The sequence below is a fragment of the Echinicola marina genome, from assembly GCF_020463795.1.
Taxonomy (GTDB): domain Bacteria; phylum Bacteroidota; class Bacteroidia; order Cytophagales; family Cyclobacteriaceae; genus Echinicola; species Echinicola marina.
Map to the genome: position 1 here is coordinate 1076355 of NZ_CP080025.1, position 23994 is coordinate 1100348.

The window sequence follows — 23994 nt, forward strand, 5'->3', positions numbered from 1 at the left end:
CAATTACTTGGGATACTTTCGTATTGAATTTATTAAATATCATTCAAAGCAATCTTGAATACGCATCCTCTCTTACTTGCTTAGAATATCAATCGCAAACCAACTTGCATTCCCCAAGTAGTCGATAGATTACTTACATTTCGGAACGGAGTGGCCACCAATTCATCAGATACCGTTTGTACATTCAAGGCAGGTACACCACTTGTAGGTGTATCATTGGCCAGCTGCAGAAGGTTTTCAGCACCATTGAGCTGGTCCTGTACCCCCCAATCACTATTCAATAGGTTACCCACATTAACAATATCCACACTTAACTGAAGGGTACTTCTGTTATCTCCAATATCCGTAAAGATGTCTTGTAGCACCCTTACATCCCATCTATTCAACCAAGGCAACAGGAATGCATTTCTTGGCAAATACTCACCTCTATATTTATCCAAACCATTCTCCTCAATAAATGCGTCCAAAGCAGCCTTCTGTTCTGCCACTGAAAAATCCCCATCCACCAAAGGAAGATCATCCGTATCTCTAGGAAGATAAATCAAGTCGGCGTTGATCCCATCATTATTGATATCGTCACCGTATGTATAAGAGAACCTACCTTGGTTGGCTCCGCTGTAATATAAGCCTATAGTAGTGGCCAAGGCGTTTGCATATTCCACTTTATAGTTCACACTGGCTACTACGCGATGAGGAGTTGCAAAATCGGAAATATTCAGCATCTGGTCATTAGGACTATTAATAACTGGACTTGCTCCCCATGCCGAACTAGCATTGGATCCTGAATTGGCAGACACTTCCTTAGCACTTGAATAAGTATAGTATACAGAAGCTGACAGCCCTTTATAATCTGGCATGGTCAACCCAAATGTAGCACTAAAACTATGTCCTTTCACATCTGTATTGGTAAGAATAGTAGCATTATTGCCTCCCATTACTGGATTATAAGCATTACTTTGTCCTGGAACAAAGAACTCCCTATCATCTCCATAGTCACCAATCACTCCACTAGCCCCATAATTCATGGTATTGGTAGAGCGTGTTCTATTTGCACCATATTGGAACACCCCATTGATATCACGGGTATAAAGTAAATCCGCAGTTGCAATTAAAGGTGTATTGGGAATGACATAATCAGCACCTAAACTTGATCTCCAAACCATGGGCATTTTGAACTCTCTGTCCACAAGGGCAAAAGAGCCGGGAGCACCTTCAGAAGGTGAAGAAATAAATACATCTTCAGCACCTTCCGGCACATTGTTTACATAATAATATTTGTCAGTCTGAAAAGAGACATTGTCAATCCAGCCTTCTACATCATCATAGTCACCTGGCTCAATATTATTTTGTATCACACCAGCATTGGTTGGCATATTGGTCAACCATACGAAGGGCACCCTACCAGAGAATACACCTGTACCACCTCTTAAAGTAAAAGTTCTATCACCATTCACGTCCCAGTTAAATCCAAAACGAGGAGAAACCATCACTTTCGATTTTGGCCATTCACCTGAACTATAATGCGTAGGCATGCCATATTTGTTTAATAGGGTAATCTCATCAATGGATTGATTGGCCGTCAAATCATTAAGATAAATGGGCAATTCAGCTCTCAAACCAAAGGTCAAATCCAAGTTTTCATTCACTGAGAATTTATCTTGGGCATATAATGAAGCAAGACCAAAATTAATCCTCGAATAAGTATCCCTTCCTTCATAAGGATAGGTCAAACCAAACAAGGTTGGCGCTACTTCGTTTACTGTGCCAGTAGTCAAGAAATCCTCGACGGAGGCATAGCGATAGTAGGAAGTACCCATCCTTACATAACTGTTTCCGAATTTTTGGATTTCAAAAGCAGCTCCAGCAGTAAAAGTATGACTACCTTCCACATAAGTGAGGTTGTTGATAAAGGAATAATTATCGTTAACCACATCATTATTATAGGAGAACAACTCAGTACCAAAACTAATGTAGTTCATAGAACCTACATTTTTCACCATATTCCCATCTTCGTCTTCAATAAATCCTCCACCATCCCAGATGTCAACAAATGGGAATTCCGGTCCCGGAGTAGTTCTAGTATCTTGAATTCTTGAATAGGTGGCCAAAAACTGATTACTAAGTTTAGCGGAAAAATAACTATTCAATTCTGCTGTGATAGATTTCACCGAATTTTCAAATCCATAATTTCCATTTTCAAAAGTGATAGCATTTTGACTGACCCTGGCACCATTTGGAAAAGGAGCCCTTGGCCTTGGACCTGATGTAGCATTCGCAACCTGAGGAGCCTCTCCCACTACTTGATTATACCTAACCGCTAGCTTGTGTTTATCATTAATATTCCAGTCGACCCTGGCCAAAAACTTGGTACTGCTTTGCTCTGCTTCATTGGCGTAGCCCTCATACCTTCCCGGATCATACCCCCATTGATTGATCAAATGATTTCTAACTGATTCCAGATCATCTACGGTCGGTCGGGCAATATTATTTTCTGGGTCGGCCACTCCATCCGTAGATGCTCGCCAAAGGTTGGCTCCTGAGGCATTGGCTCCTGTCTGAACTTCTCTTTCTGCATTGACAAAGAAGAATAATTTGTTCTTGATGATAGGTCCACCAAGTCTAAAGCCAAAGTTTCTGCTTGCTGCATCTACCTTTTCTAATTCATTACTGCCGATTTGTCTACCTTGCAAATCTTGGTTCTTTAAAAAATAATACGCTGACCCTTTGAAAGTATTGGTACCACTTTTAGTTACAGCATTGATACCTGCGCCTGTAAAGCCACTTTGGGTAACATCAAAAGGCGCAATATTCACAGTGATTTCTTCCACAGCATCCAAGGAAATCGGCTGGGAACTCCCTCCAGGAAGGGGACTGCTACTCAAGCCAAAACCATTGTTAAAATTGGCACCGTCGATTTGCAGGTTATTGTACCTCGCATCTCTGCCCGCAAAGGAATTTCCAGACGCTTGTGGTGTAAGTCTGGTAAAGTCCAAAACACTACGGTTTATTTGGGGCAAATCAGTGATAGCCTTTTGCCCCACATTGGTGGCGGCTCCTGTCCTAGAAGCATTAAAATCATCCAGACTATTGGAAGTAACTACTACCATCTCTAGCTCAGCTTCATCATCCAACAGGATAATATCCACCGAATAGGGTTGCCCCAAACTCAAATTAATATTGGTCAGTTGTATGGTTTGAAAGCCGATATAACTAACCTCCAAAGTATAAGGGCCTCCCACTCTTAAGTTAGCGAGATTAAACCGCCCATCAACACTGGTTACAGCTCCATAAACCGAACCAGAAGGCTCATGGGTAGCTTTAACTGTAGCTCCGATAAGCAGCTCTCCGGCCTCATCTACGACATTTCCCCGAATACTACTGCTCGTTACCTGCGCTTGAATTACACCTGCTCCTAATAAGAACATGCCAAATAGCAGCAGCATCTTTACTTGTAACAATTGCTTCATAATTTACTTTGTAATTGATAAAAACTGTTTTTAAAATTCAGACTAATTACGCATAAAATAATAGGACATTTCAACGTTTTATTTTTATTATTCATTAAATATAAACCACTAAATATATAGTCTACTTAACATTACCAAAACGTTCTATAAAAGAATATTCTAAATATAAACACTAAAAATACTCAATACAAAATCAAACAGCACAAATAACCAATTTACTGAAAGTTTAAATTAAGCATAATCGAACAAAATCAAACTAAAGCAAACATCCCATTAAATATGGTTTAAATACATTTTTAATGCACTTATTACTACTTTTTACCTCTTGAACACTGTGCTAAAATTTTCTTATCTTCAAACCCACATGTAAATCATGGCATGACATCCCTGAATAATCACTTAAAATCTTATACTTATTAGCCCCGACAGGGTGCAATAGTACTTCTATAGCTTCTAACCAGAGTAAATTATATGCAAACGAAAGCAATTGGCTGGCTTTATCTTTACCTATTTGCAGGATTGGCTGATATCTCCTTGATTATTCAGCAACAAGACGACTTAAGATTCCTTTCCAAGCCTTTATTGATGATCTCCTTATGCGCTTATTTTTTAAGCACTACCTCCGTCATAAAAAACACTTTACTGAGAAAATCAGTAGGGACAGCTTTGATTTTATCCTTGATTGGTGATGTCTTGCTCCTGTTTCCTCAAATGTTTTTGTATGGACTGGGCGCCTTCTTTATCGCACAGGTTTGCTATATCATAGCCTTTAAACTTATCCAAAACCATCAGATAAACCTCAGACAGATCAACTTTCTGAAAATATTCTTTTTTAACCTACCTATTTACATAGTCGCCTCCATCATTTACTTTCTTATCAATGATAACCTTCACCAACTCAAAACACCTGTTATCTTCTATATCTTGGCCATGGTCATGATGGCAAGTACTGCCCGGGAGAGGTTCAAAAGGACCAATACACAAAGCTTCGTACAAGTCTTTTTGGGTGCCATACTCTTTTTGGTCTCTGATAGTATTATCGCCTTGGACCTGTTCTTTCAACCTATAAACAATAGCGGAGTATTGATCATGGGCACCTATATCCTGGCCCAGCTGCTTATCGTTATGGGCATTAGGAGTCACTTGGTACACAGTCCTACCAAGACCAAAGACCAATAAAAAAGCAGGTACCATTACGATACCTGCTCTCAGTATATATTTTTTATCTATTTGAAATTACTTCTTCAAGTCCAACTGTATGCTCAATTCCTTCAATTGATCATCTGCAATGGCACTAGGCGAATCTATCATTACATCCCTTCCTGAATTATTTTTAGGGAAGGCAATATAATCACGGATAGAGTCACTACCTCCGAATATCGCACAAAGTCTATCAAAGCCAAAGGCAATCCCACCATGTGGCGGAGCACCATATTCAAATGCCTCCATTAGGAACCCGAACTGAGCTTGGGCTTCCTCATCTGTAAAACCAAGATGCTTAAACATGGTTTTTTGGGTTTCACGGTCATGGATTCTTATAGACCCTCCACCGATCTCAACACCATTGATCACCAAGTCATAGGCATTGGCCCTCACAGCTCCTGGATCAGACTCCAATAGTGCAATATCTTCTTTCTTTGGAGAGGTGAATGGATGGTGCATGGCATGGTATCTTTCAGTTTCCTCATCCCACTCCAATAATGGGAAGTCCAATACCCAAAGCGGTTTGAAGACATTCCTATCTCTCAATCCAAGGTCTGAGCCCATTTTCAACCTCAGTTCTGACAATTGCTTCCTAGTAGCATTCTTATCCCCAGAAAGGATCAACATCAGGTCACCAGGATGTGCTCCCATTTTATCAGCCCAAGCTTTCAGGTCTTCTTGACCATAGAATTTATCCACTGAAGACTTAAAGGAGCCATCTTCATTGCATTTCACATAGACCAACCCTTTGGCTCCGATCTGTGGACGCTTCACCCACTCAGTCAAGGCATCCACCTGCTTTCTGGTATAGCTGGCAGCACCTGATGCACAAATACCAACCACCAACTCAGCAGCATCAAATACATTGAAGCCTTTGTTTTGAGCCAATTCATTCAGCTCAACAAATTTCATGTCGAACCTTAGGTCAGGCTTATCATTTCCATAATATTTCATGGCATCGGCAAAGGTCATCCTCTCCACTTCCGGTAATTCTACCTTCTTCACCGTAGAGAACAAATGCTTCACCAGACCTTCAAAGGTCTGCAAGATATCTTCCTGATCCACAAAGGACATTTCACAGTCAATCTGAGTAAACTCTGGCTGCCTGTCAGCCCTTAGATCTTCATCTCTAAAACACTTTACTATTTGGAAATAGCGGTCAAATCCACTGACCATTAACAGTTGTTTAAAAGTCTGAGGAGACTGTGGCAAGGCATAAAATTCACCTTGGTTGATCCTGCTAGGCACCAAAAAGTCCCTTGCACCCTCAGGCGTAGATTTGATCAACACAGGAGTTTCTACTTCCATAAAATCTTCGGCATCCATGAACTTTCTGGTCTCCTGCATCATATGATGCCTCAGCTGAAGTTTTTCACGAACCACCCTTCTTCTCAAATCCAAGTAACGGTATTTCATTCTCAATTCCTCTCCCCCGTCAGTCTCATCCTCAATGACAAAAGGAGGAACTTTGGCAGCATTCAATACTTCCAAAGTTGCTACCTTCAATTCAATATCTCCAGTAGGAATCTTATTGTTTTTAGAAGTTCTTTCAATCACTTCTCCTTTGGCCTGAATAACAAATTCCCTTCCCAAAGAAGCAGCTTTGTCTAATAGCTCCTGATCACTTGACCCTTCTTCAAAAATCAATTGTGTAACACCGTACCGGTCTCTCAAATCTACCCATACCAATCCACCTTTATTTCGGACCCGTTGTACCCAACCAGAAAGTGTCACTTCCTTGCCCACATCCTCTAAGCGTAACTCTCCACAAGTATGTGTTCTTAGCATATTTTTATTGTTTTATTCAATATTGATCGCCAAAGATAATAATTCGAATCACAGTTTACTATTATGACAAAGAGTATCACATATTTTTATCATCTTTTTTTCGGCAAAGTTCAAAAAATAGCGAGCTTTGTGGCTCGGATTTTAGGAATTTATCAAAGAAAATCCACTAATCTAAGTAATGAGTACCAAGCTACTGGTAAGTGGCTCAAAAAAAGGCATAAACACTTGGAAATTGACCGGAATTTAAACTAATTACCGTATTATTTAATCGCCAAAACCAAAAATAGGGAATGAAGAAAAAATGGATCGCAGTAGCAGGAGTAGTGCTACTGGCGGCGGCAGGAATGGGATACTACCAATCCAATCTTGAGCCGGAAAGTGAAATAGTGGTAGCAGAAACTCAAACGCCTGTAGAAACAGCAATCGTAGAAGAGAAAAACTTGCTCTATGGTATCGATGTAGATGATCTTGCAGTCGTAGAAGGTGTAGTAGGAAGGAATCAGACACTCTCAACCATATTGGCCCCCTTTAATGTCCCCTACCAAATCATTGATCAAATAGCGAAAAAGTCCAAAGACATTTTTGATGTCAGGAAAATCGCCTTCAACAAAAAGTACACAGTCCTGACAGCCAAAGACAGCAGCTCCACAGCAGAATTCTTTATCTATGAACCCAATGCGGCGGAATTTGTGGTGTACAAACTGGATGGGAAGGATATATATAAAGAAGCAAAACCAGTAGAATTAAGGAAAAGAGAGGTAGCGGGACAAATCACCTCTTCGCTGTATGTGAACATGACACAGCAAGGCATCACCCCGGATTTGATTGACCAATTTGCTGACCTTTATGGCTGGAGTGTAGATTTCCAGCGCCTTCAAAAGGGTGACAAATACAAAGTAGTTTATAACGAAAGAGTTGTTGAGGGAGAAGTAGTAGGAGTAGATGATATTCAGGCAGCCTATTTTGAACATATGGGCCAGCCCTATCATGCCATTCCTTTTGAACAAAATGGACAGGTTTCATTCTTTGATGAAAAGGGAAATAGCTTCAAAAAAGCGTTTTTAAGAGATCCAGTTAAATTTACCCGTATCAGCTCCCGATATAACCTGAGAAGATACCACCCAGTACAAAAAAGGTATAAAGCTCATTTGGGAACTGATTATGCCGCCCCAAGAGGAACGGAAATCAGGGCAGTAGGAGATGGAACTATCATCGCTGCAAGTTATACCGGAGGCAACGGAAATTATGTCAAAGTAAAACATAACGGTACATACACCACCCAATACCTTCATATGTCCAAAATCGCCAGTGGTATAAGAAATGGAGTAAGGGTTAAACAAGGACAGGTCATTGGCTATGTAGGAAGTACAGGCTTAGCAACTGGCCCTCACCTTTGCTTTAGGTTTTGGAAGCACGGTAAACAAGTGGATTGGTTAAAAGAGGATATCCCACCTTCTGAACCTATCTCTGAACAAAATAAATTGGCCTTTGAAAGAGTTAAACAGGAAAAGCTTGATCTGCTAGCTTCCATTCCATATGAGGAAGTACAAGAAGAAAGACTATTAACTGAAAGATAATAAGCACCAACCAATAGGAACAATCTGGCATCCAATGTCCATTAAATCCTTAAAGCTCGGTCGGGAAACCAATCAATAAATTGTCCTAAAATCCCTTGATATTCAACTAATTTCTGGACAATAAAAAAAGCAGGTGATCAATTATGATCACCTGCTTTTTTTATCTTGATTGATTATCTATTCATCAAAAACTCATGACCCAAGCTCCATCATAACCTGCTTTCTTCACTTGAGCCAACTGTTTAGCTATATTTGCATCATCGACACTTTTTACAGCATAACAATAATATAGCCCGCTGGCATCATCCATGAAAAAGCCCGCATCAGCAAAGCCGTTCAATCTGGAAGTCAAAGAATGATTAGTGGCGTTGGTGCTGGAGGAAAATACTCCAGTCACCACTACTGTTCCACTAACTTCACTGATCAAACCTTTTTTTTTAAGATAAGCCACCTTCTCTTCCTGAATTGCTTCATTGGATGCGTTGATGTTCTTTTCATTGAGCATCAACTTGATTTCTGTCCTTCTGTTCAACTGATGTTCTGCCTCAGTACAATCACCATCTTCACAACCATGAACAGGGCGGCTCTTGCCAAACCATTGATAGGAGATTCTCCCCTCTTCAATACCTCTTTTGATAAGGAAATCCTTTACCACTTGTGCCCTTTTCTCCGATAGTCCTTCATTATACGCTTCAGAACCTCTTACATCCGTATGACCTTCCAAAGCCAACTGGACTCCTTCTCTCTCCTTCATCAACAACAATAGACGCTCCAATTGCTTCACTCCCTCGGACCTCAATTCTGCTTTGTCAAAATCAAAATAGACCGTAGGTACATTCATCTGAATACCCAAATTTGGCTTAGAACAAAGATCCAATAAATCCTCAGGCAATTCATACTCCATGTTCTCATCTGCAAATGCCATTAGCACCAACTCACTTCTACGGTTCAATTGGTGAGAACGCTCAGGACAAGGCACTCCATCACCACAATCATTGGCCAGTTCCTTTTCGCCAAACCATTCCTCATGCACCCTGGTAGAAGCAATTCCTTTTTGCCCCAAATAAGCAGCCACTGCATCGGCCCTAGTATTACTCAACTTTTCATTATACTCATCTGAAGCTCTGGCATCAGTATGTGACCTCACTATTAGGTCAAGATAATCGTGCTCATTCATCAACGAAGCCAACTTATCCAATACTGGCTGGGCATCATTTCTGATTATCGATTTATCCAGGTCATAATATACCAAATCCACAAACACAGTAGTCTTATAAGGAATAGGGATCATGGTATATTCCCTTTCCAGTAAAGTCCCTTCCATTCCTACAGAACTGATGTTTTCATCATGCACAGGGAAATAACCTTTTTTACTAATCTTCAATTCATAATTTGCTTCAGGAGCAATATTGGCTTTGATTTCCCCTTCTACATCCCTTTCCAGATCAATAGCCTTATCTATATCCTTTTCAATGAACTCTGCAACAAACCCATCTGTAATCAAGTCTCCATTACAGTCTTCGACCTTAGCCAAAAATCTCCTGTACATATCTTTGATAAGATAAATATCATCAAAACCCATCCCGCCAGTTCTGTTTGATGATAGATATTGACTACCTTCCTCAGACAAAGTCATGGCAAAATCATCCTGTGGCGAATTGTATGGAATACCCATGTTTTTCACCTTAGAGAAACTACCATTCTCAAAATCTGCAGTGAAAATATCCAGCCCTCCTAGTCCAAAATGACCATTGGAAGAAAAGTAAAAATGCTTCCCAAAAAGGAATGGATCCCTTTCATCACCACTGGTATTGATGGTTTCTCCTAAATTTTGAGGTTCTCCAAAATTAAAATCTTTGTCATATTCAACAACATAAATATCAAATCCACCATATCCACCTTCCATATCAGAAGCAAAGTACAGCTTATTACTAGACTCATCCAGGAATGGATTGATAAGTGAATACTTCAAGGCATCGTTCAAAGGGAAAGCACTGTAATCAGCAAACTCTCCATTTTCTCCAATTTTGCTGAAATAAATTTCTGGATGATAATCCACAAACTCATCCTGCTCTTGACCATAATCCATTTCAGGATTGATCATTTTCCGAGTTTTCACCTTTTTACCATCCACGCTTTTCACCTCACGGGTTACTGTATAAAAAGCCACAGCCTGCTCTTCCAGAAAGAACGGATCAGCAAAATGGTAACTATCAGGTACGGGGGAATTCATAGTTGCCACTTGGCCATCTTTATTGATTTTATAAACTGTCAAGAAATCTCGACCCGTCCAAGCATAATGATCTTCATCAAGTTTATTGGAGACATCAAATCTCAATGCCGCTTTTGCAGAACTACCTTCAGCCCCCCTGTCTGAGGCAAAGTATTTGTTGCCCTTCGTGTCCATCACCATCCCAAAATCTGCTGATGAGGAGTTCAAGGAATCTACTCCAATCGCCTCTAAGGCTACCGGTTTATTATACCAACTCATCATGGAATCCAAGTGGATTTTGTCCAATTTCCCGTCTTTGGGCAGGGAATCCAGTGCTACTACCAATTCATCCATCTTTCCAAGCTGATTGGCTGCAGCAGCAAAACTCACATAATCCTGAGTACTGGCTTCCTCAAATCCAACAGTGGTCTTCCACCATTTGTAAGCATTTTCATAATCGTTCAGCTTTTGATAGCTTTTTGCGGCCATTTGTGCTGCGACATACTTACCCTTTTTATCAAAAGCCTGTTCATACACAGAAGCGGCTTCCTCATAGTTAAACAACTTATACTGTTTATCAGCATAGCGTAGGAGTGCATTTTGGCCAAATGCCGGTAAGTGGCTGGAACCAATTAATGCTCCTACAAACAGAAGTATAAAAATCCTTTTCATATCTAGAACCATCTTGGGTTTTTCATTCTAATATTTTTTGGAGTAATATAGTAACCCACAGAAATCTCATGTGAATTGTTTCTTAAATTACTCAGCACATTGGTACTATGATCATATGCATACCCAATCCTCAAATTATTTGTAGCAAAAATCTCAATAATTGCCGCAATGGAATTCCTCTTGGATAAACCTTCTTGCATGGCCTCATTGCCATTGCCCATATTGGAGCGGAAAGATCCCCCTAGCCAAACAGTCTGCATGAAAAGAAACATGCCGTTAATATCATAATTGGTAGGACTTCCCTTTTCTTCCTTGATCAAAATAGAGGGCTTGAATTGTACCTCATCAGAAATCGGAAGCATGGCTCCAGCTGTGAAATAGTAATGAAAGTTATGGTAAGCCAAGGCAATGTCTTCTTTCTCCAATGCCTTCTTTCCTACCAAATTGTACACACTAATACCTGTATAAAACCGGGCTGTATTGAAGAAAATCCCCGTATTGATATTGGGCGTAAAGACATTTACCCTTCCTTCAGGAATATTATGATCTCCAAAATCATTAGGATCCAACATGGTACCATCAATCACATATTCAGATACCCCAGCACTTACCCCCAGTCCAAGAAAGGATTCGTGTCCTGTCTGGATTCTGTAAGCATAAGTCAACATGCCTGAAGAGGTCTGTGATGGACCGATTTTATCAGACATGATAGAAGCCCCAAAGCCCATACTCCCTTCATTGGCACTTAAATCTGCCGTAATGGTAAAGGTTTTTGGAGCGCCAGGGAAATTCACCCATTGGCTTCTGTAAGTTGATTGAATATAGGGTACTCCCTTATAACCGGCATAACCCGGGTTCACATGCAGTCCATTGAATATGTATTGGCTGAACTGCGGAAGCTGTTGGCCAAAAGTACCCTGGGTAGCCGCGAAGGCTACCACTAGGGACATTATGAAAATTTTAAAAATACTTTTCATCTTTTTATCAGCTTTTAGTTATCTAATTCACTTCCATCCTTAATCACTTGGATCCAACCTTTAAAGATATGTTGCTCTCCTTGTCTGTCAGTTACTGTCAGTACATAGAAGTAGGAACCTGCATTAAGGCCTTCTGCTGTCCAATCTTGCTGGTAATCTTTCGCTTCGTAAACGTGGTCTCCCCATCTGTTGAAGATCACGATCTCGTTTTGCTCAAATTTATCCAGACCTTTGATCACAAACTGATCATTTTTATTATCGACATCTCCTGGTGTGATCACATTCGGGATGAAGAATGGTTCGATAACATTTTGATCTATCGCTGTATTGTCATCAGGATCAATTTCATTTTCAGCGGCATCAACCGTCACTTCATTGATCACATTTCCAGGTGCCTCAGCTCTCACTGTCAGTGTGATGGTAAGTTCTCCTCCCACTGGGAAGGATGGTATGCTCCAAGTCACATTTTGCCCGTTGACATCCATTTGCGGAACTATCTCATCAGTACTGCTCACATAAGTCGCATCCACGAAGCTTACATTTGAAGGAAGTCGATCTGATACCAGAACATCGCTTGCATCAGCCATGCCCTCATTACGAACGATGATCTGATAGTCGAATTGGTCACCCTCGTAAATCTCAGCATCCATGGAGGACTTCGTAATGCTCAAGTCAATGTCCGCCAACTCGATCACCACAGGATCCGCTTCATCACTTACTGAATAATCTCCTGCAGTTGCAGTTGCCACATTGACAGCGGTACCTTCTGTAAGTGTCATTACTTGGATGTCGAAGGAGATGGACTCGCCAACACCTAGGCTAGGCACTGACCATACTGTCGTTTCTCCAGCCACTGGCTCCATTGTAGAAGACACTATCATTAATTCAGCCGGTAGCAGATCTGACAATATGATGTCCTCTACTGTAAATGTGCTATTATTGGTTAGGTTAATGGTATAGGTTACCATTTCACCCACTGTTGCGCTGGTTACATCCACTGTTTTTTCAATGCTCATTGACAGTGGTCTCACCTCAACGGTTACCTCTGCTGTGCCGCAGATTGGATCAGGGATACTTACATCACACACTTGGTAAGTGAAAGTATCTGTACCACTGAAGTTCGTATCAGGAACATAAGTAACTGTTCCATCTGAATTCACTGTTACTGAACCATTTGCCGGTCCATCGACCACTGTTACACTTGAGTTATCCAGCTCAACAAAATCAGTAGCATCATTGTCCAAGACATCAATATTAACTTCCTGGTTCTGATTAGTAGTCACTTCGTCGTTCATTGGCAACACCTCGTTGGCAACTATTCTGAAGGTTACTAATGCATCGTCCATATTGCTTGGATTGAGTTTTTCTCTCAACTCATATCTCAAGGTATATTCTCTGGCTTCTACACCTGGAAGTATGGACAATGTTCCATCAGCTGCGATCTCCAATCCTATGATACCATCCAAATCAACAAACTCAAAGTCTACTTCATCAGGACTCACTGGCTGGCCATTCAACCTATCGTTCAATAGGATATTTCCAAAGGTTCTAGAATTAGGTCTATTGAAGGTCCCGAAGTTATCATCGTTAGCTATGATCCTATTGAAGGAAGCACCAGATTCTTCGCTTGCATCATCTTCAATCACATTACCTTGTGGATCATTGGCAGAAGCATTTGCTACATTGGTAACACCTCCATTATCCAAATCACTCTGAGTTACAGTATAAGGTGTATTGAAGGATGCTGTTTGACCTGGGGACAAGCTTGCCACCGTTTCTTCAAATCCTGTCAATGGATCGCTAACTATAACATTGTTCAGCGTTACATTTCCAGTATTGGTCACTGTCAAGGTATAAGTGATTACTTCGCCGGTTACGCTGAAGCTTTCCTTATCTGCAATCTTTTCTAGGCTAATTCCCGCACTCAATTCAGCAGGAACGTCCTCCTCATCACCAAACTCATGATCACTATCCCTTGGACCTTTACCGATTACAGAAGCATGGTTATTTACAAAACCTCTATCTAGATCTTCCTGGGTCACGGTATAACTGGTAAGAGCCGTTTCTACATCACCTGGTGCTAGACTTTCCACATTATGTACTAAGCCAGTAAGCGGATCCACAATGAATATATTGGACAAGGTAACATTACCAGTATTAGTTACATGGATTTCATAATCCAACACATCACCAACTTCATCGAAGCTTTCACTAATCGCTACCTTATCCAAATGGATACCAGGTATTTGATCGCCATCAATGGACACCTCATCACTATCACCTTCTTGTTCTCCACCTGGTGAATCACCAGACGCAGAGGCGATATTTGTCAACATTCCTGCATCCAAATCTTCTTGTGTGATCGCATAAGTTGTGATTACCTGTCTTTCTTCACTCGGCATCAAACTACCTATATTCTCATCCAAGCCAGTTAATGGGTCTGTAACAATCACATCACTAAGACTCACGTTTCCAGTGTTGGTCACTGTCAAAGTATAAGTAATCACTTCACCAAGTGCACTGTAGGACTCCTTATCTACAGATTTGATCAAATCGATTGATGCCGACTGAGTAATCATGGTAACAGCATCATCCTGCGCATCTGCTGTCTCGTTGCTGCTTACAACCGCTACGTTCAACAAGTCTGAGCCAGCATCAATATCTACCTGAGTCGCTGCATAACTTGCGCTGTAAACCCATTCCTCGGTCAGATCCAACTCGGTGTCATTATCTGCATCACCACTTACATAAGTAGCTCCACCAGCAAAGGCATCTGCTACACTTACTCCGGTCAAGCTTATATTACCAGTATTTGTCACCGTAATCGTATAGTTCAAGGTCGTCGGCGCACTGATATCAGCTGCATCTACTACTTTCTCGATTGCTATGCCTGGCGTCTGTGTAATTGTTGTTACCGCATCATCCTGGGCAGATCCAGTCTCATTGCTGCTTACTATTGCAGTATTAACTAAGTCTAAACCTGCATCGATATCTCCTTGAGTCGCTGCATAAGAGGCACTGTAGATCCAAGATTCTGTTAGATCCAACTCTCCATCATTATCTGCATCGCCACTTTCAAGTGTTGCTCCTCCCGCAAAGTCATCTGCTACACTTACTCCCGTCAGGCTAACATTACCGGTATTCGTTACAGTGATCGTATAGTTCAAGGTAGTCGGTGCACTGATATCAGTTGCATCCACTACTTTATCTATCGCTATACCTGGCGTCTGCGTAATCGTTGTTACCGCATCATCCTGCGCATCTGCTGTCTCGTTACTGCTTACAACTGCTACATTCACCAAGTCTACACCGGCATCGATATCTGACTGAGTCGCTGCATAACTTGCACTGTAAACCCATTCCTCGGTCAAATCCAACTCGCCATCATTGTCTGCATCACCACTCTCTAAGGTAGCTCCGCCGGCAAAGGCATCGACCACACTCACTCCAGTCAAGCTAACATTTCCGGTATTTGTCACCGTAATGGTATAGTTCAAGGTCGTAGGTGCACTGATTTCAGTAGCATCTACTACTTTATCTATCGCTATGCCTGCAGATTGAGTAATGCTTGTCAATGCATCATCACTAACAGAACCTGACACCTCATTCACTGTTATGGTCACAGTATTCACTAAAGGCATTCCTTTATCAATATCTGCTTGGGTGGCAACATAACTAGCAGCATATGTCCATTTCTCTCCTACTTCCAAGACATCATTTGTGTTGATGCTTTCAGTTGGACTAGACAAATCTCCCGCTTTACCATTTGGCATTATATCAACAGGGTTAATATCGTTTAGACTGATATTACCAGTATTAACAATTTCAATAGTATAAGCGAGGGTTGTTGGAGCGTTAATATTACCCAGGTCAACAATTTTATTTACAGTGAAGGCTGGCGTCTGAGTAATCGTCGTTACCGCATCATCCTGTGCGTCTGCAGCCTCGTTGCTGCTAACAACCGCTACGTTCAACAAGTCTAAGCCGGCATCAATATCTACCTGAGTCGCTGCATAACTTGCGCTGTAAACCCATTCCTCGGTCAGATCCAACTCGCCGTCATTATCTGCATCGCCACTTACATAAGTAACTCCACCTGCAAAGGCATCGGCTACACTTACACCTGTTAAGCTTATATTACCCGTGTTGGTCACTGTAATCGTATAGTTCAAGGTAGTTGGCTCGCTGATGTCTGATACATCCACTACTTTCTCAATTGCAATACCTGGAATCTGAGTAATGGTCGTGATTGCGTCATCCTGAGCATCGGCAGTCTCATTGCTGCTTACAACTCCTGTGTTGACCAAGGCAACACCTGCATCGATGTCAGACTGAGTAGCGTCATAATCCGCGCTGTAAACCCATTCTTCGGTCAGATCCAACTCGCCATCAGTATCTGCATCGCCACTTACATAAGTAGCTCCACCCGCAAAGGCATCTGCTACACTTACTCCCGTCAAGCTTACATTACCGGTATTCGTTACAGTGATCGTATAGTTCAAGGTAGTCGGTGCACTGATATCAGTTGCATTCACTACTTTTTCTATCGCTATACCTGGCGTCTGCGTAACCGTTGTTACCGCATCATCCTGCGCATCTGCAGTCTCGTTACTGCTTACAACTGCTACATTCACCAAGTCTACACCGGCATCGATATCTGACTGAGTCGCTGCATAACTTGCACTGTAAACCCATTCCTCGGTCAAATCCAACTCGCCATCATTGTCTGCATCACCACTTACCAAGGTAGCTCCGCCGGCAAAGGCATCGGCTACACTTACTCCGGTCAAGCTTACATTGCCGGTATTCGTTACGGTGATCGTATAGTTCAAGGTCGTAGGTGCACTGATGTCAGCTACATCTACTACTTTATCTATCGCTATACCTGGCGTCTGCGTAATCGTCGTTACCGCATCATCCTGCGCATCTGCTGTCTCATTGCTGCTTACAATCGCTACATTCACCAAGTCTACACCGGCATCGATATCTGACTGAGTTGCCGCATAAGAAGCACTGTAAATCCAAGTTTCTGTCAAGTCCAACTCGCCATCATTGTCTGCATCACCACTCTCTAAGGTAGCTCCGCCGGCAAAGGCATCGGCCACACTCACTCCGGTCAAGCTTACATTGCCGGTATTTGTCACCGTAATGGTATAGTTCAAGGTAGTCGGTGCACTGATATCAGTTGCATCCACTACTTTTTCTATCGCTATGCCAGGAATCTGAGTAATAGTAGTAGTCGCATCATCCTGCACATCTGCTGTCTCATTGCTGCTTACAATCGCTACATTCACCAAATCTGAGCCTGCATCGATATCTGACTGAGTCGCTGCATAACTTGCGCTGTAAACCCATTCCTCGGTCAAATCCAACTCGCCATCAGTATCCTCATCGCCACTTACCAAGGTAGCTCCGCTCGCAAAGGCATCGGCTACGCTTACTCCCGTCAAGCTTACATTGCCGGTATTCGTTACGGTGATCGTATAGTTCAAGGTCGTAGGTGCATCTATAGCTGCAACATCCACCACTTTCTCAATTGCAATACCTGGGGTCTGAGTAATAGTAGTAGTCGCATCATCTTGAGCATTATCTGATTCATTGCTACTTACTATTGCAATGTTGATCAAATCAGCTCCACCATCTATATCCCCTTGGCTAGCATCGTAGGATGCATTGTAAATCCAAGATTCGGCAAGATCCAATTCGCCATCATTATCTTCATCTCCACTTACCAAACTCGCTCCTCCTGCAAAGACATCCGCTACACTTACGCCTGTCAAGCTTACATTACCCGTGTTGGTCACTGTAATAGTATAGTTCAAGGTAGTTGGCTCGCTGATGTCTGATACATCCACTACTTTCTCAATTGCAATACCTGGAATCTGAGTAATGGTCGTGGTTGCGTCATCCTGAGCATCGGCAGTCTCATTGCTGCTTACAACTGCTGTGTTGACCAAGGCAACACCTGCATCGATGTCAGACTGAGTAGCGTCATAATCCGCGCCGTATTCCCAAATCTCAGTCAAGTCTAGCTCACCATCATTATCATCATCACCACTTACTAAGCTTGCTCCACCTGCAAAGGCATCCGCTACACTTACACCTGTCAAGCTTACGTTTCCGGTATTTCTAACAGTAATGGTATAATTTAAGGTAGTTGGCTCACTGATATTCACTTGGTCAACTACTTTCACAATGGCAATACCAGGACCTTGGCTAATTGAAGTAACCGCATCATCCTGAGCATCTGCTGCCTCATTACTGCTTACTATTGCTGTATTTACCAAATCGGAACCAGCATCAATATCAGATTGGATAGCTTCATAAGTAGCACTGTATTCCCAAATTTCTGTCAAATCCAATTCACCGTCATTGTCTGTATCACCGCTTACCAAGCTTGCTCCACCTGCAAAGGCATCCGCTACGCTTACTCCGGTCAGGCTCACATTACCAGTGTTCGTTACGGTAATCGTATAGTTCAAGGTAGTTGGAGCTCCAATGCTAGTTGCATCCACCACTTTCTCGATCGCAATACCTGGAGTCTGAGTGATGGTAGTCACTGCATCATCCTGGGCATCAGCCGCCTCATTGCTGCTTACAATCGCCGTGTTAACCAAATCAGAACCGGCATCGATATCTGCTTGAGTGGCTGCATAAGATGCACTGTAGATCCAAGATTCGGTCAAATCCAACTCGCCGTCATTATCAGCATCGCCGCTCTCAAATGTCGCTCCACCCGCAAAGGCATCCGCTACACTTACTCCCGTCAAGCTTATATTTCCAGTATTTGTTACTGTAATTGTATAGTTCAAGATAGTTGGCTCACTGATGTCTGCTACATCTACTACTTTCTCGATCGCAATACCCGGAGTCTGAGTGATGGTAGTCACGGCATCATCCTGTGCGTTTCCTGACTCATTGCTGCTTACTATAGCCGTGTTGACCAAATCAGTACCAGCATCAATATCGGCTTGAGTGGCTGCATAAGATGCACTGTAGATCCAAGATTCTGTCAAATCCAACTCACCGTCATTATCAGCATCACCGCTCTCAAATGTCGCTCCACCTGCAAAGGCATCTGAAACACTTACACCAGTTAAGCTTATATTTCCAGTATTCGTTACGGTAATCGTATAGTTGAGGATAGTTGGCTCGCTGATGTCTGCTGCATCTACTACTTTCTCGATCAAAATACCCGGAGTCTGCGTGATCGTGGTCACGGCGTCATCCTGTGCATTACTTGATTCATTGCTGCTTGCTATTGCAGTATTCACCAAATCTGCTCCACCATCTATATCAGACTGCGTAGCATCATAACTTGCACTGTAAATCCAAGACTCAGTAAGATCCAATTCACCATCGGTATCATCATCACCACTTACCAATGTCGCTCCACCTGCAAAGGCATCTGAAACACTTACACCAGTCAAGCTTATATTTCCAGTGTTCGTTACCGTAATTGTATAGTTCAAGGTAGTTGGCTCGCTGATGTCTGCTACATCTACTACTTTCTCGATCGCAATACCCGGAGTCTGCGTGATGGTAGTCACTGCATCATCCTGGGCATCAGCCGCCTCATTGCTGCTTACTATAGCTGTGTTAACAAGAGCTGTTCCTGCATCGATATCTGCTTGGGTAGCTGCATAAGAGGCACTGTAGGTCCATTCTTCAACTAGATCCAACTCGCCGTCAGTATCATCATCACCGCTTACCAAGGTAGCCCCCCCTGCAAAGGCATCAGCCACGCTTACTCCAGTCAAGCTTACATTTCCAGTGTTCGTTACGGTAATCGTATAGTTCAAGGTCGTTGGCTCACTGATGTCTGCTACATCCACTACTTTCTCGATCGCAATGCTTGGCGTCTGCGTGATCGTAGTCGTCGCATCATCCTGTGCATCTACAGTCTCATTGCTGCTTACAACTGCTATGTTTACCAGATCAGTTCCTGCATCGATATCTGCTTGGGTAGCTGCATAAGAGGCACTGTAGATCCATTCTTCAACTAGATCCAACTCGCCATCGGTATCATCATCACCACTTACCAATATTGCTCCGCCTGCAAAGGCATCAGCCACGGCTACTCCAGTCAAGCTTATATTGCCGGTATTTGTTACAGTGATCGTATAGTTCAAGGTCGTTGGCTCGCTGATGTCTGCTACATCCACTACTTTCTCGATCGCTATCCCTGGAGTCTGCGTGATCGTGGTCACCGCATCATCCTGTGCGTCAGCCGCCTCATTGCTGCTTACTATAGCTGTGTTAACAAGAGCTGTTCCTGCATCGATATCTGCTTGGGTAGCTGCATAAGAGGCACTGTAGATCCATTCTTCACCTAGATCCAACTCGCCATCGGTATCATCATCACCGCTTACCAATATTGCTCCGCCTGCAAAGGCATCAGCCACGGCTACTCCAGTCAAGCTTATATTTCCAGTGTTCGTTACGGTAATCGTATAGTTCAAGGTCGTTGGCTCGCTGATGTCTGCTACATCTACCACTTTTTCTATTGCAATGCTTGGAGTCTGCTCAATAGTAGTAGTTGCCTCATCCTGTGCATTTCCAGACTCATCACTACTAGCAATCGCAATATTCACCAAATCTGCACCTCCATCTATATCCGCTTGGGTGGCATTATAGGATGCGCTATAAACCCATTCTTCATTAAGATCCAACTCGCCGTCATTATCTGCATCACCACTCTCATAATCTGCTCCACCTGCAAAGGCATCCGCCACACTTACATTGGTCAAGCTTATATTACCGTCATTCGTAACAGTAATAGTATAGTTCAAGGTGGTTGGTGAACTGATATTTCCTTCATCCACTACTTTCTCGATCGCAATGCCTGGAGTCTGCGTGATCGTGGTCGTCGCATCATCTTGTGCATCTGGCGTTTCATTCGTACTTACCACAGCAGTATTTACTAGAGCTGTTCCAGCATCTATATCCGCTTGAGTCGCTGCATAAGATGCAGAGTAGATCCAGATTTCATCCAAATCCAGTTCATTATCACCATCATCTCCACTTACATAAGTTGCGCCACCTGCAAAGGCATCGGCCACACTTACGCCGGTCAAGCTTACATTACCTGTATTCCTAATAGTAATAGTATAGTTCAAAGTGGTTGGAGCACTGATATTTCCTTCATCCACTGTTTTATTGATGGCAACACCAGGACCTTGATTGATTTCTGTTGTCGCATCATCTTGAACATCTGCTGTCTCATTGCTACTTACAACCGCTATATTCACCAAGTCAGCACCTGCATTGATATCTGCCTGATCGGCAGTATAACTTGCACTATATTCCCAAGATTCTGCCAAATCCAACTCACCATCACCATCAATATCTCCACTTACATAAGTCGCACCACCTGCAAAAACATCTGCTACACTTACTCCGGTCAAGCTCACATTACCAGTATTGGTTACCGTAATCGTATAGTTCAAGGTAGTTGGCGCAGCAATACTTGAAGCATCTACTACTTTAACAATGGCTATGCCTGCATTTTGATCGATAGTAGTGGTAACATCATCCTGAGCATCTGCAGCTTCATTGCTGCTTACAACTGCTATATTTACCAAATCATTACCTGCGTCTATATCTGCCTGACTTGCATTGTAGGAGGCATTGTATACCCAAGATTCTGCGAGATCTAATTTGCCATCATTATCTGCATCACCGCTTACATAAGTTGCTCCGCCTGCAAAAGCATCTGCTACACTTACGCCTGTCAAGCTTATATTACCAGTATTGGTTACAGTAATCGTGTAGTTCAAAGTAGTAGGTTCGCTGATACTTGCTTTGTCCACTACCTTAGAGATTGCAATACTTGGATTTTGAGCAATGGTAGTAGTCGCATCATCTTGTGCATCGGCTGCTTCGGAACTGCTCACAACGGCTATGTTAACAAGAGCAGCACCTGCATCTATATTTGCTTGAGTAGCATTATAACTTGCGCTATAGATCCACTCTTCATTCAAATCCAATTCATCATCGCCATCTCCATCTCCGCTTACATAGCTGGCTCCATTTGCAAAAGCATCCGACACGCTAACATTTGTAAGGCTTACATTACCTGTATTGGTTACTGTAATGGTATAGTTAAGAGTAGTTGGCTCACTGATTTCAGCTACATCCACTACTTTCTCAATGGCAATAACCGGGTTTTGATCAATTGTCGTAGTGGCATCAGCACTCGCATCATCTGTTTCATTACTGCTTACTACCGCAGTATTTACTAAATCCGTGCCGGCATCAATATCATCCTGAGTAACCTCATAAGTAGCACTGTATTCCCATGATTCAGAAATATCCAACTGATTGTCATTATCAGTATCACCGCCTACGAAGCTTGCACCACCTGCAAAGTCATCCGCTACGCTCACTCCAGTCAAGCTCTGGTTACCTGTGTTGCTTACTGTAATGGTATAAGTCAAAGTACCCGGAGAAGAAATACTTGAAAGATCTACTGTCTTTTCAATATTGATAGCTGGCGCATAAACCGTTACCACAAAATCATAATTGGCAGTATTTCCGCACTCATCTGTTGCAATCCAAGAAACATTGGTATCTCCCAATCCAAAAGCAACGCCATCTAATGAACTGGCCACTACTGGAGTATTGCCATTAATGGTATAACTCAACTCTACTGTACTACAATTATCTGAAGCAACGGCATCGAATTCTCCAGCTGAAGCCACATATTCAGTTCCACCAGCTGCTATAGTTCTTACTTCCGGATCATTTGGTCCTGAACTAAAGATGGGATCAGTAGTATCATTGATATTGATAAGCTGAATTTCTGTGTCAGAAAGACCACAATTATCAGTAACCGTAAAAGTCCTAGTAACAACAATCGGACAAGTTCCTGAGAAACTGTCCTGATAGGTAATACTCGCTATATTTTCTTCTATAATGCTTCCTCCCTCATCGATAAAATCCTGAAGAGAAATAAGTACCTCTGTATCACTATAAGCCAAAGCGGTTTCCCCACTTCCCACCAAATCATTCACCCCACAAGCTTCAATGTCCAATCCAGCAGGAGCAGTCACTACCGGAGCAGTATCGTCTCCAACATTTACCGTTGTATTAAGATCAACTGAACATCCTCTAGAATCGGTGATGGTAACAGTATAACTTCCTGCAGCTAGACCAGAGTAAGTAGATCCATTAAGTGTTCCAGTACTAGGAGATATAGCATACGAATAGTTACCATCTCCCCCAGCCTGGTTCGAAATGGTAATAATTCCATCACTGGCCCCAGAACAACTAATATCATCTGCGGTAATATCAGCCGTAATTGGAGCGTATACATTTATTGTTTCATTATAGGTGCTTTGGGTTCCTTCATTATCAGTAACTGTTAATGCCACATTGTAGCTCCCTGCACCTGGAAAAGTATGCAAAGGATTTAATGCGGAAGAATTTGTACCATCGCCAAAATTCCAGCTAATCGTATACGGCGAAATTCCTCCATTGGTGGTGGAGGTAAACTGTACTGAAAAATCACTTTCGCCAGGCAAACAACTTTGCGCATCAAACTGAACGGCCAAAGGAGCGGCGACTACTATACTGGCTGGCTGCTCACATTGCGATTGAGAATAATCACCGCAATCAATCGGTTCATCTGGAGCATTATCACTTGTTTTCCAAACAATTAGAGGAAGACTCAGGGTTAGCTCTTGGCCACACTCCCAACTAATCGGACCATAAATTACTCTATTACTTACCTCATTTTTACTTGAAGGCATATCCCCTAAAGGGACATCCAAGTAAATGGAATCGGCTCCGATGACCAAATCAGCATATAACCGACCAAAATAGTTACTAGCTTTTTGATTGGATAAAATCCCAATTGAAACATAAACGCCATTAATTGGCTCTCCTGTTGTACACGTTTTGTTCGCATCCGTAATTGGAACTCCATTCACATCGCTCAAAAACACTCCAGCAATCGAATAATTGTTGGAGGTACATCCATATCCACAATCTCTCAGATCAGCATTTGATTGGGCTTGAACATAACCAATGTTGAATATTCCAATTAGACAGAAAAAGCTAAATAAGAAATACTTAGTGAATGATTTCATGACTGT

General features: G+C 42.3%; 7 protein-coding genes. 2 read left to right on the plus strand and 5 right to left on the minus strand.

The window, feature by feature from the left end:
- Window positions 1–80 precede the first annotated feature (80 nt).
- Entirely contained in the window at window positions 81–3467 is a 3387-nt protein-coding gene (locus KZP23_RS04470; RefSeq protein WP_226334925.1) for a TonB-dependent receptor, read from the minus strand.
- Between the two features lie 471 nt (window positions 3468–3938).
- Between KZP23_RS04470 and KZP23_RS04475 the strand changes: the two genes are divergently transcribed.
- Complete coding sequence (locus KZP23_RS04475) at window positions 3939–4646, plus strand: lysoplasmalogenase (RefSeq protein WP_226334926.1); 708 nt, start codon at window positions 3939–3941, stop codon at window positions 4644–4646.
- 57 nt (window positions 4647–4703) lie between these two features.
- Here KZP23_RS04475 and aspS read toward each other — a convergent pair whose 3' ends face one another.
- A complete protein-coding gene (gene aspS / locus KZP23_RS04480; RefSeq protein ID WP_226334927.1) occupies window positions 4704–6458 on the minus strand; it encodes an aspartate--tRNA ligase in 1755 nt (584 codons plus the stop codon).
- A 290-nt stretch (window positions 6459–6748) separates the two neighbouring features.
- Between aspS and KZP23_RS04485 the strand changes: the two genes are divergently transcribed.
- Entirely contained in the window at window positions 6749–8035 is a 1287-nt protein-coding gene (locus KZP23_RS04485) for a M23 family metallopeptidase (protein ID WP_226334928.1), read from the plus strand.
- Between the two features lie 184 nt (window positions 8036–8219).
- Here the strand turns inward: KZP23_RS04485 and KZP23_RS04490 are convergent, their stop codons facing one another.
- The 3 genes from KZP23_RS04490 to KZP23_RS04500 are packed head-to-tail and all read right to left on the minus strand — an operon-like array spanning window position 8220 to window position 23988.
- On the minus strand, window positions 8220–10919 hold the full coding sequence (locus tag KZP23_RS04490; protein ID WP_226334929.1) for an OmpA family protein: 2700 nt from the start codon (window positions 10917–10919) through the stop codon (window positions 8220–8222).
- Between the two features lie 2 nt (window positions 10920–10921).
- Entirely contained in the window at window positions 10922–11896 is a 975-nt protein-coding gene (locus KZP23_RS04495) for a PorP/SprF family type IX secretion system membrane protein (RefSeq protein ID WP_226334930.1), read from the minus strand.
- Between the two features lie 14 nt (window positions 11897–11910).
- Window positions 11911–23988 (minus strand): DUF7507 domain-containing protein, encoded by a 12078-nt coding sequence (locus KZP23_RS04500; RefSeq protein WP_226334931.1) that lies wholly within the window; start codon window positions 23986–23988, stop codon window positions 11911–11913.
- Between the last annotated feature and the right edge of the window lie 6 nt (window positions 23989–23994).